Raw genomic sequence first — 12,037 nt, forward strand, 5'->3', positions numbered from 1 at the left:
TTCAATTCATAATTTTTTTTATACACTCTTTTACTAAATTTTCTACTGAAAAATTTGGATTTTCATTTAATATTTTATCCAAAATTATATGATTATTTTTATCATTAAAACCCAATGTAATTAACACTTTTAAAGTTTCTTTTTTTAAATTAGGATTTATATTTTTTTTATTTTCTAAATTATTTTTATACTTTTTAGAAACTTTATCTTTTAATTCGATAATAATTTTATAAGCTATTTTTTTTCCTATCCCCTTAATTTTTTTAAAAACATTTATATCTTCTTTTAATATTGATTCTATTATCTCATATGGAGTAAGATAAGATAATAATATTATAGCTAAATTGGGGCCTACACCATTTACAGATAGTAAATCTACAAAAATTTTTCTTTCTATCTTATCAAAAAATCCATATAAAATATGTTCATTTTCTTTTATTAATAAATAAGTATAAATCCATATATTTTCTCCTTTTTTATTATTTTTACTATTTGATAACAATGAATAAGTATATAAAGATATATGAACATAATATCCTATACCACAACAATCGAGTACTAAATACTCACTATTTTTTTCAATTAATTTACCTTTTAAATGAGTTATCACAATAAAATTTATTTTTTTCTAAAAAATATTTGTATTGGTACTCCTTTAAAATTAAAATAAAAACGGATTTTATTTTCTATAAATTTTCTATAAGATTCTTTAATTTTTCTTGGAAAATTAGAAAAAAATATAAATATTGGTGGAGATAAAGGTAATTGAATACAATATTTAATAGTTATAAATCTAATTATATTATTAATTTTTATAGATGGAGGTGGATTACTTTTTATAATTGGTAACATAATTTTATTTAAAATATTAGTTTTTAATTTTTTTTTGATAGATGTTATGACTTGAAACGTAATAGGAATAATATTTTCTATATTATATTTTTCTTTAGCTGATATAAATAAAATTGGAACATCAAATGATAAAATTTTATTACAAATAGATTTTTCATAATTTTTTTTTATATGTGAATTTTTTAAAAATAAATCCCATTTATTAACTAGGATAATAATTCCTTTTTTATATGTTTCAATGATCTTAAAAAGATTAACCTCTTGTCTTTTCCATCCTAAAGATGCATCTATCATTAATAAACAAACATCTACATATTTTATAGTCTTTATTGTTCTTGTTGTTGAATAAAATTCAATGTCATTATTGATTTTTGATTTTTTCCTTATTCCTGGCGTATCTATTATAATACATTTGTATCCTAATTTTTCATAAAAAATATCTAAACTATCTCTTGTAGTACCAGGAATATCTGTTACAATATGATGATTTTTATTTAAAAAAGAATTTATCAAAGTAGATTTTCCTACATTAGGACGTCCAATTATTGATATTTTAGGGATGGATTTATATTGATTATCAATTTTATTATCATTGATATTCATCAATATCTTTGTAATTTTATCTAATAAATCTCCTGTTCCACTTCCATTTATAGCGGATATATAATAATAGTAATCAAATCCTAATTTAAAAAAATCTGTACTATTATTGGATAATCCACCACAATCTATTTTATTTACAACTAAAAGAGTTAGTTTTTCATATTTTCTAATAAAATTAGATAATTCTATATCTGTATTCAATAATCCTTGCGTTATATCAACTATAAATAATAAAATATTAGATTCTTTAATTGATTGAAATATTTTATTATTTACTTTTTTTTTAAGTAAATCATTATAAGATATAGTAAATCCTCCTGTATCTATTACAGAAAATAGTATCCCGTTCCATTCTGAATATCCACTAATTCTATCTCTAGTTATTCCACTAGACTTATGGATAATAGCCTTTCTTTCTCCTATGAATCTGTTAAATAAAGTAGATTTTCCTACGTTAGGACTTCCTATAATAGATACAGTACCATTCATACTGAAAAATTATTTACAAATTTAGATTTTTTTTATTAGTTTCACCATTTCATTGTAATAAATTAAATATTAAAAATGAGAATAGATATTGTTTGCGTATTTCCTGACATATTTTCTAGTCCATTTTCTAATTCAATTATTAAAAAAGCTACAAATAAAAAATTAGTAGATATAAATATTCATAATTTAAGAGATTATGGATTAGGAAAAAGAAAAAAAATAGATGACTATCCATATGGAGGGGGTAATGGTATGGTAATCAGAATTGAACCTGTATATCAATGTTTTTCAATGTTAATTTCTAATAGACAATATGACGAAATCATATTTATGACTCCTGATGGAGATCTTTTTTCACAAAAATATGCAAATGATTTATCTTTAAAAAAAAATATTATTATTCTTTGTGGACGTTATAAGGGAATTGATCAAAGAATTAGAGATCATTTAATTTCTAAAGAATTATCTATTGGAAAATATATATTGTCGGGTGGAGAATTAGCCGCAGCTGTTGTTATAGAGTCTATAGTTAGACTATTACCAGGAGTTATTAATAAAACATCTGTATTAACAGATTCTTTCCAAAAGAAATCTTATTTTATTTCTCCACCTATTTATACCAGGCCATCTATTTATAAAAAATGGAAAGTACCAAATGTATTATTATCTGGGAATCATAAAAAAATAAAAAAATGGTTTTTAAAAAAATCTTTACAATCTATAAAGAAAAAATTGGATTTTTAGATGATTTATCAAAATTTATTTTACTATAAATTAGTCTTTTTATAACGTTACTAATTTGTTTAAAATCAAATTTTATTATTATATTTTTCATCATATTTTTAATTTCTTTATTACACAAATTACCTATACTTCCTTCATGAGAATAAACTCCTTTCATAAAAGGCTTAAAATTTCCATTTTTTATATCTAAACCTACTTTTTTGTAAGCGTCTCTAAAAGAATATCCTTTTTTAATAACTAAATTATTAACAACTTCTACACTAAATAAATAGTGATATTTTTTATCATTAAGAATATTCTCATTGATCTTAATATAATTCAACATATACTTAAACATAAAAAAGCAATTTTTTATTTCTTCAAACATAGGAATAAATCTTTCTTTTATTAATTGAAAATCTCTATGATAACCAGATGATAAATTGGAAGATATAATAGAAATTTCATTAGGTAATGCACTAATTCTATTACATTTTGCCCTTATTATTTCAAATACATCAGGATTTTTTTTATGAGGCATAATACTAGATCCAGTAGTAAGAAAATCTGGAAAACTAATAAAATCAAAATTTTGATTCAAATACAAACAAATGTCTTGTGCCATTTTTCCTAAAGTTCTTGCTAATGATGCTATGGCTTCTGATACAATTTTTTCTATTTTTCCACGTCCCATTTGGGCATATAATACATTATAATTTAAATTTTCAAATCCTAATAAATAAGTAGTCATTTTTCTATTTAAAGGTAAAGAAGATCCGTATCCAGCAGCAGATCCCATTGGATTTTTATTAACAATATGATATGCTACATTAATTAATAATAAATCATCCATTAAACTTTCTGCGTATGCAGAAAACCATAATCCAAAAGAAGAAGGCATAGCTATTTGATAATGAGTATATCCTGGCATAAGAATTTTTTTATATTTTTCACTTAATTTCAATAATAAATTGAAAAATGAATAAACAATCAAAACTAATTCTTTTAACTCTAAACGGACAAATAATTTTAAATCTACCAATATTTGATCATTTCTGGATCTCCCTATATGTATTTTTTTTCCAATATTTCCTATACGTTCTATTAGCAAAAATTCTATTTGAGAATGTACATCTTCTACTCCATCATTAATTTTAAATTTATTTTTTAATATTTCATTAATATAAATATTACGTAATTCTTTAATTAAAATATTTAATTCTTTTTTACTTAATAATCCAATGTAATATAACATTATAATGTGAGCTATAGTAGCGACAACATCGTGGGGAGCTAAAAAAATATCTAATTTAGAATCCTTATTTGAAGTAAAATTTTCAATCTTTATATCAAAATTATTACCTATCTTATCCCAAATTTTCACCAAAAATCATGTTATTTTATATTTTCATTATACAAAATATAAATTTTTTATATAAAAATGAAAAGTTTTATAATTAAGTCAAGCTTATCATATGAGTAAAAAAAACGATTTTCAATCCAAAAATTATACTGCAGATAGTATACAATCATTAGAAGGTATAGAACATGTAAGAATGAGACCTTCTATGTATATTGGAGATGTTGGATCAAGAGGCCTTCATCATCTAGTAAATGAGGTAATAGATAATTCTGTAGATGAGTCATTAGCAGAATTTTGTAATAAAATATGGGTGACTATTCATAAAAATGGATTTATCACTATATCTGATAATGGACGTGGAATTCCAGTAGAAATACATAAAAAAGAAAAAATATCTGCACTTGAAGTTGTTATGACTAAAGTAGGCGCAGGTGGAAAATTTGATAAAAATTCATATAAAGTTTCGGGGGGTTTACATGGAGTAGGACTTTCTTGTGTTAATGCTCTTGCAAAACATTTAATAGTAACAGTATATCGTAATGGAAAAATCTATCAACAAGAATATTTTAGAGGAAAGCCATTACATTCTGTAAAATGTTTAGGAAATACTAATATGAAAGGAACTAAAATTTATTATCTAGCTGATAATTATATTTTTAAATCTATAATATATGATCAAAAAATTTTAATCAATCGTTTAAATGAATTGTCTTATTTAAATAAAGAATTATATTTGTTTTTTATAAATGAAAATAATAACATAAGGAAATGTTTTTTTTCAAAAAATGGAATTATAGACTATATTGATGTTTTAAATAAAAAAAATACTTTATTAGTTAATAATTCTTTATTTATTAATGGAAAAAAAGATGATGTTTTAGTAGAATCTGTTATTTCATTTAATAATTCTTTTAAAGAAAAAATTTATTCTTATGTAAATAATATAAATACTTATGAAGGTGGTACTCACGTATCAGGATTTAGAAGAGCTATTACTAGAACTTTTAAAAAATATATAGATGGAGATAAATTATCGAATTTTAAAGAAAAATTAGAATTTATAGGAGATGATTTTAGAGAAGGTATTACTGCTATTATATCTGTTAAAATAATGCACCCACAATTTGAAGGACAAACAAAAACAAAATTAAGCAATCATGAAGTAGGAGGAATTGTAGATAAGATAATAGGAGAAAATTTTAGTAATTATTTAGAAGAAAATCCTAACGATAGAAAAAAAATTATTGAAAAAATAATTTTATCAGCTAAATCTAGACAAGCAGCAAAAAAAGCCCGTGAATTAATACAGAAACAAAATCCAATTAGTGTTGGGGTATTACCTGGAAAATTAGCTGATTGTTCTTTGAATGACCCGAAACATTGTGAATTATATTTAGTAGAAGGAGATTCTGCAGGAGGTACTGCTAAACAAGGTAGAGATAGAAAATTTCAGGCTATATTACCATTACGTGGTAAAATATTGAATGTAGAAAAATCTATTCCATATAAAATATTTGAAAATGAAGAAATCAAAAATATATTTACTTCTTTAGGAATTACTATGAATATGAATAACAACTCAATTAATATAGAAAAATTGAGATATAATAAAATTATCATCATGACTGATGCGGATATAGATGGAAGTCATATTTCTACATTAATATTAACATTATTTTTTAGATACATGAAATCTTTAATAGAAAATGGATATGTTTATGTAGCTAATCCTCCTCTTTATTTAATACGTAAAAAATCTTATTATAGATATGCATGGAATGATGAAGAAAGAGAATCCATTATTAAAAAGTTAGGAGGTAAAAAATATGTAATAACACAACGTTATAAGGGTTTAGGAGAGATGAATGCAGAACAATTATGGGAAACAACTATGAATCCTAAAAATAGAACTCTTCGTAAGATATATATTAAAAATGATTCAAATGCAGATAACATATTTTCTATTCTTATGGGAGATGACGTTCCTCCACGTAGAATTTTTATAGAAAAAAATTCTATTTCTGCAAAAGTAGATATATAATATTTTATATTTTTTTATTAATGAACTATGTACAATCTATAATTTTAGGAGTTATTGAAGGTATTACAGAATTTTTTCCAATATCTTCCACTGGACATATGATACTTATAGCATCTATGATGAAAATATTGAATAATAAAATTACAAATTTATATATTGTTTCTGTACAATTTGGATCTATTTTATCAATAATATTTTTATATAGAAAAAAACTTTTTTTTCAAAAAAAAAGTTTTTATGCAAAAATACTTATAGCCAATTTTCCTGTAGGAATAGTTGGATTTATTTTATATAATAAAATAAATTCTTTTTTAAAGAATCCTATTTTGGTATCTTTATCCTTGTTTTTAGGTGGATTAATAATATTAAAATCAGAAGATTTTTATAAAAAAAATATTTTAAAAAAAAGAAATGATATTACATATTATAGAGCATTTATAATTGGATTATTTCAATGTATATCTTTAATACCAGGAGTATCTAGAAGTGGAACTACTATAGTATCAGGATTATTACAAAATATAGATAGAAAAAAATCAATTGAGTTTTCATTTTTTTTATCTATTCCCATTATTATGATTGCTTTTTTAAAAAAAATGTTTGATTTTTGTATAGAATCAGATATATTGTGTAATGAAAATATAATATATATTTTAATAGGAAATATTTTTTCATTTATTACATCTATGATATCAATTAAATATTTTATAAAATATTTAAAAAATAATGATTTTAAATTATTTGGTTATTATAGAATTATCATTGGATTTTTATTTATTTTTTTTAAATTAATATAAATGAATTTTAATTTATTGGAATTACAAAATGGAATGATACTAATGGTAGATAAACCATGGGGTTGGAGTTCTTTTAAAGTAGTAAAAACGATAAAAAATTTTATAAAAAGAAAAATAAATATTAAAATAAAAATAGGTCATTCTGGAACTCTAGATCCAATGGCTACAGGTTTATTAATTATTCTTATTGGTAAAGCAACTAAGAAAACAAATATTTTTCATAATTATAAAAAATCATATACAGGAATAATTAAATTAGGATGTGAAACAATTTCTTTAGATTCAGAAACTGAAGAAATAAATTTTTCTTCTATTTCCCACATTACTCCAAAATTAATTGAAAAAACATCTAAAAAATTAATAGGAGAAATCAATCAAATTCCACCTTATTTTTCTGCATTAAAAAAAAATGGTAAAAGACTTTATCAATATGCTAGAAATAAAGAAAAAATAGAATTATTTTCCAGAAAAATAATAATTTATAAATTTAATATATTAAATATATGGATACCATATTTAAAATTTTTTATAGAATGTGGAAAAGGTACTTATATAAGATCAGTAGCTAAAGATTTAGGATATTTTTTAAATAGTAAAGCATATTTATTTTCTTTAAGAAGAGAAAGTATAGGAAATTTTTTTTTCTCTAATAAATTAAAAAAAATAGATGAACTATCTAATATATTTTCATGTTATACTACTTAAATTTTTTTATGAAAAAATTAAATTATTTTATTTTATATCATTTATTATATTATTATTTTTTTTATACCATTTATTAAATTTTTCTAATGATTTTTCTTTAGTTAACAAACCTTTTTTCACTCCATTTAACAAGTATTTTTTTAACCAAATTCCATTTTTATGAAAAATAGATTTTACAGTTTTCGTAGGTTGTGCACCTTTCATTATCCATGAAATAGATTTTTCTATTTTTATAAAAATTTGGGATGGATTTGTATGGGGGTTATAAATACCTAATTTTTCAATAAATTTTCCATTTCTAGGAAAACGAGAATCTGCTATTACTATATGATAAATAGGTTTATGTTTTTTACCAACCCTTCTCAAACGAATTTTTACCATGTTTTAATTGTTTTAAATTATTTGAAATAATGATTTTTTTATATAAAAAATCATGTTCCTTGGAAAAAAATAATATATATTTACATTATTTATTATTTTATTTGTTATATTTAGACCCGTTGTGTAATGGAAGCACAGCAGATTTTGATTCTGTCAGTTAGGGTTCGAATCCCTACGGGTCTGTTAGCATTATTCATATTTTTTCATATTTTTACATTTCAAACAATAATTAATTTAAGTATTTTTTTTTAATGAAAATAAAAAAAATAAAATATAAAATTTTAATTATAGCTTTTTTAAGCGTTTTAATTTGTATAGGAGTTCATTTATTTAAATCTTTTTTAGGTGTTAACAATTCAATTTTATGTGTATTAAGATGTTTTGTTATTTCTATGTTTTTATTATATGCTTTATTAAAAAGGGATTTGACTACTTGGATTTTATTGTCTATTATAATAGGGATAGAAATAGGAATAGATCTACCTAAAATTGCTGTACAATTAAGATTTTTATCTCAGATATTTTTGAGGTTAATAAAAACTATTATTGCCCCAATATTATTTTCAACTTTAGTAGTAGGTATCGCTAGTCATTCTAATATTAAACAATTAGGAAGTATGGGGTGGAAATCATTGTTATATTTTGAAGTGGTTACTACTTTAGCATTATTTATTGGACTTATTGCTATAAACTTATCTAAAGCTGGAGTAGGGATTATTATTCCTAATGGAATTAATGACCAACAATTACCAAAAGTTGAAAGTAGAACTTGGCAAGAAATGATATTACATATTTTTCCTGAAAATTTTATAAAATCTATATATCATGGAGATGTTTTACCTATTGTAGTATTTTCAGTAATATTTGGAGTTTCTATGGTTTTTATAGAAGAAAAAAAAAGGAATATAATTATTTCTTTTGCAGAAAGTTTATCGGAAATTATGTTTAAATTTACTAAAATTATTATGTATTTTGCTCCTATAGGAGTAGGGGCAGCTATTTCTTATACAATAGGACATATGGGATTGGAAATCCTATATAATTTAGGACAATTGTTATTAACTTTATACTTTGCATTATTTATATTTTTAATACTAGTTTTACTTCCTATTTTAATGTGGATTAAAGTCCCATTGAAAGGGTTTATAAAAGCTTTAGCAGAACCTGTTTCATTAGCATTTGCTACTACAAGTTCCGAATCAGCTTTACCATTACTTATGGAAAATTTAGAAAAATTAGGAGTTCCGAAAAAAATAATTGCTTTTGTGATACCAACTGGATATAGTTTTAATTTAGATGGAACAACTCTTTATTTATCTTTAGCTACCGTTTTTGTAGCACAAGCAGCTGGTATCCATTTAAGTTTTAGTCAACAAATATTTATTGGTTTAACTTTAATTTTAACTAGTAAAGGTGTAGCGGGGGTACCTAGAGCATCTCTAGTAATACTTTTAGCAACTGTAGCTTCTTTTGGGTTACCAAATTGGCCAATATTAGCTATAATAGGAATTGATGAATTAATGGATATGGCTAGAACTACTGTTAACGTTATAGGTAATGGATTAGCTAGTTGTGTTATTGCTAGATCTGAAGGTGAATTAGATGATAAAAAAATGTTAGATTATACTAAAGATTTGTAATTGATTTTGAATGAAAATGATTTTATTTATAAAAATAAAAATAACTTTATAAGAAAAATAGAAAAGAAAGGAATAATTGAAAAGAATGGTTATTCAAATATTGCTTTGATTAAATATTGGGGTAAAAAAAAAAATTTGGAACAAATTCCTTCTAATTCATCTATAAGTTATATGTTAGCGAATCTTTATACAAGAACAAGATTGATTTATGAAATTAATAAAAAAAATGATAATCCTTCTATTGAATTTTATTTTCATAGAAAAAAAAACAATTTTTTTTATCTGAAAATAAAAAATTTTTTTAGAAAAATTTTAATTTATTGTTCTTATTTAAAAAATTTTAATTTTATTATAGAAACATATTCTAATTTTCCTCATAGTAGCGGTATAGGGTCATCAGCCTCATCTATGAGTTCTATTGCTTTATGTATTATGGAAATAGAAAGAAGAATATCATTTTTAACTACAAATTTTTTTTTAAAGAAATCGTCTTTTTTATCTAGATTAGGATCTGGTAGTGCCTGCCGATCTATTTATCCAGGATTATCTATTTGGGGCGTTCATAAGTCAATAAAAGAAAGTAACGATCTTTATTCTATTCCATATCCTTACATGGTACATAAAATTTTTAAAAAAATAGAAAATACTATCTTAGTAATAGATGAAAAACCTAAAAGTATATCAAGTTCAAAAGGTCATGAATTGATGAATAAACATCCATACGCTAAAAATAGATTTAAACATGCTAATTATAATATGGATAGACTGATATCTATATTAAAGTTAGGTGATATACAAGAATTTGGTAAAATTATAGAACAGGAATCTTTGGATCTTCATGCTATGATCATGACTTCAAATCCTTATTATTTATGGATTAAACCTAATACAATAAATGTTATTCAATCCATTTGGGATTTTAGAATACAGACTAAAAAAAATATATATTTTACATTAGATGCTGGAGCTAATATCCATTTATTATATCCATTTATAGATAAAAAAATAATCTTTAAATGGATTAAAGATAATCTTTCCTTTTATTGTAAAAAAATAATTAAAAGTTTTTGTATATGGGATTAATTATATAATTTTTAGATAATTTATGGTGAACGTAGCTCAGATGGTTAGAGCATCAGATTGTGGTTCTGAAAGTCGCCGGTTCGAATCCGGTCGTTCACCCTAAAATGTTTTTAATTATTAATTAACTAATTTTTTTAATCTTTTAAAAGCTTTTATTATATTTTTTTCTGATGAAGCGTAAGAAATACGTAAATATTGATCATTACCAAAAGCAAACCCTCCTACAGTAGATACATAAATTTTATTAAGTAATAATTCAGAAAACTCATATGAATTTTTAATAACTTTTCCTTTTAATTTTTTTCCAAAAAAATTTGAAATTTTTGGAAAAATATAAAAAGTACCATCAGGTTTATTAAATTGAAAACCATCGATATCTTTCATCATATCTAATACAATATTTCTTCTATTTTCAAAAGACTTTATCATATAATTTATATTTAATGGAGAAGAATTTAATGCGGCAATAGCAGCTCTTTGTGCAATAGAATTAGGACAAGAAGTAATTTGACCTTGTATTTTTTCACATGATTTTGCAATCCAATTTGGAGCTCCAATATATCCAATTCTCCATCCAGTCATTGAAAATGCCTTAGATAAACCATTTAATGTTATAACTTGATGATATATTTCAGAAAATGATGCAATACTTGTAGTAGAATTATTTTTTAAATAATAAATATATTCATATATTTCATCAGAAAGAATCAATAATTTTGGATATTTTTTTAAAATGTTTACTAATTGTTTTAATTCATTATAGGAATAAACACTTCCTGTAGGATTACATGGATTATTAAATATAAATAACTTAGTTTTTGGTGTTATATATTCTTCTATTTGTTTTGGATAGATTTTAAAATTATTTTCTATTTGAGTTGGTATAATAATTGGTTTAGATTCACATAGTTTGATCATTTGCAAATAACTAACCCAATAGGGAGATGGAATTAATACTTCATCATTTTTATCTAATAAAGAAAATAAAACATTCATTATAGATTGTTTTGCCCCAGTAGATACTACTATTTGTGATGGATTGTATTTTATACGATTATCACGATAAAACTTTTTACATATTGTTTCTTTTAAATCATAATATCCAGAAACAGGAGTATAATAATGATGTCCATCATCAATAGCTTTTTTAGCAGCATCTAATACAAATTTAGGAGGTAAAAAATCAGGCTCACCTATACTAAGATTAACAATATCATACCCCTTATTTTTCAATTTTCTAGCTTGAGATGACATTGCTATAGTATGTGAATATGATATATTTTTTGAACGATAGGATAATCTATTTTCCATAGATATATAGTTTTTTGAAATTGAATACAAATCTAAATAAATTATAAAT

At 22.8% G+C, this 12,037-nt stretch carries 11 protein-coding genes and 2 tRNA genes; 8 read left to right on the top strand and 5 right to left on the bottom strand.

Annotated elements, in window-relative coordinates; all coding sequences use genetic code 11:
• Nucleotide 1: 1 nt before the first annotated feature.
• Nucleotides 2–610: a Holliday junction branch migration protein RuvA gene (gene ruvA, locus H0H33_RS01260; protein WP_185878106.1), complete on the bottom strand. Its 609-nt coding sequence runs from the start codon at nucleotides 608–610 to the stop codon at nucleotides 2–4.
• 8 nt (nucleotides 611–618) lie between these two features.
• Nucleotides 619–1,944, bottom strand: coding sequence for a ribosome biogenesis GTPase Der (gene der, locus H0H33_RS01265; RefSeq protein ID WP_185878107.1), 1,326 nt, complete (start codon nucleotides 1,942–1,944; stop codon nucleotides 619–621).
• A 75-nt stretch (nucleotides 1,945–2,019) separates the two neighbouring features.
• Here der and trmD point away from each other — a divergent pair, with 75 nt between their 5' ends.
• The gene (trmD, locus tag H0H33_RS01270) at nucleotides 2,020–2,688 is read left to right on the top strand and encodes a tRNA (guanosine(37)-N1)-methyltransferase TrmD (RefSeq protein WP_185878108.1); all 669 of its coding nucleotides are present in this window, start codon (nucleotides 2,020–2,022) and stop codon (nucleotides 2,686–2,688) included.
• Here the strand turns inward: trmD and argH are convergent.
• Nucleotides 2,663–4,051: an argininosuccinate lyase gene (gene argH, locus H0H33_RS01275; RefSeq protein WP_185878109.1), complete on the bottom strand. Its 1,389-nt coding sequence runs from the start codon at nucleotides 4,049–4,051 to the stop codon at nucleotides 2,663–2,665. The two genes, trmD and argH, sit on opposite strands and share 26 nt — an antisense overlap.
• Nucleotides 4,052–4,142: 91 nt before the next feature.
• On the opposite strand from argH, the gene H0H33_RS01280 reads away from it, so the two are divergent.
• The 3 genes from H0H33_RS01280 to truB are packed head-to-tail and all read left to right on the top strand — an operon-like array spanning nucleotide 4,143 to nucleotide 7,573.
• Nucleotides 4,143–6,071, top strand: a complete 1,929-nt coding sequence (locus tag H0H33_RS01280) for a DNA topoisomerase subunit B (RefSeq protein ID WP_185878110.1) — start codon at nucleotides 4,143–4,145, stop codon at nucleotides 6,069–6,071.
• Between the two features lie 20 nt (nucleotides 6,072–6,091).
• A complete protein-coding gene (locus H0H33_RS01285; RefSeq protein ID WP_185878111.1) occupies nucleotides 6,092–6,868 on the top strand; it encodes an undecaprenyl-diphosphate phosphatase in 777 nt (258 codons plus the stop codon).
• On the top strand, nucleotides 6,869–7,573 hold the full coding sequence (truB, locus tag H0H33_RS01290) for a tRNA pseudouridine(55) synthase TruB (RefSeq protein ID WP_185878112.1): 705 nt from the start codon (nucleotides 6,869–6,871) through the stop codon (nucleotides 7,571–7,573). It abuts the gene before it with no gap.
• A 27-nt stretch (nucleotides 7,574–7,600) separates the two neighbouring features.
• On the opposite strand, the gene rpsP is transcribed toward truB, so the two are convergent.
• Nucleotides 7,601–7,954 (bottom strand): 30S ribosomal protein S16, encoded by a 354-nt coding sequence (rpsP, locus tag H0H33_RS01295; protein WP_185878113.1) that lies wholly within the window; start codon nucleotides 7,952–7,954, stop codon nucleotides 7,601–7,603.
• A 112-nt stretch (nucleotides 7,955–8,066) separates the two neighbouring features.
• On the opposite strand from rpsP, the gene H0H33_RS01300 reads away from it, so the two are divergent.
• The 4 genes from H0H33_RS01300 to H0H33_RS01315 all read left to right on the top strand — a co-directional run bounded on the left by H0H33_RS01300 (nucleotide 8,067) and on the right by H0H33_RS01315 (nucleotide 10,776).
• Nucleotides 8,067–8,137, top strand: a tRNA-Gln gene (locus tag H0H33_RS01300).
• 68 nt (nucleotides 8,138–8,205) lie between these two features.
• Entirely contained in the window at nucleotides 8,206–9,594 is a 1,389-nt protein-coding gene (locus H0H33_RS01305; RefSeq protein WP_185878114.1) for a dicarboxylate/amino acid:cation symporter, read from the top strand.
• Between the two features lie 6 nt (nucleotides 9,595–9,600).
• Entirely contained in the window at nucleotides 9,601–10,677 is a 1,077-nt protein-coding gene (locus H0H33_RS01310) for a diphosphomevalonate/mevalonate 3,5-bisphosphate decarboxylase family protein (RefSeq protein WP_238785619.1), read from the top strand.
• Nucleotides 10,678–10,702: 25 nt separating this feature from the next.
• A tRNA-His gene (locus tag H0H33_RS01315) sits at nucleotides 10,703–10,776 on the top strand.
• 18 nt (nucleotides 10,777–10,794) lie between these two features.
• On the opposite strand, the gene H0H33_RS01320 is transcribed toward H0H33_RS01315, so the two are convergent.
• On the bottom strand, nucleotides 10,795–11,988 hold the full coding sequence (locus H0H33_RS01320; protein WP_185878115.1) for a pyridoxal phosphate-dependent aminotransferase: 1,194 nt from the start codon (nucleotides 11,986–11,988) through the stop codon (nucleotides 10,795–10,797).
• Between the last annotated feature and the right edge of the window lie 49 nt (nucleotides 11,989–12,037).

This window comes from Blattabacterium cuenoti (genome assembly GCF_014252415.1).
GTDB lineage: Bacteria > Bacteroidota > Bacteroidia > Flavobacteriales > Blattabacteriaceae > Blattabacterium > Blattabacterium cuenoti_Y.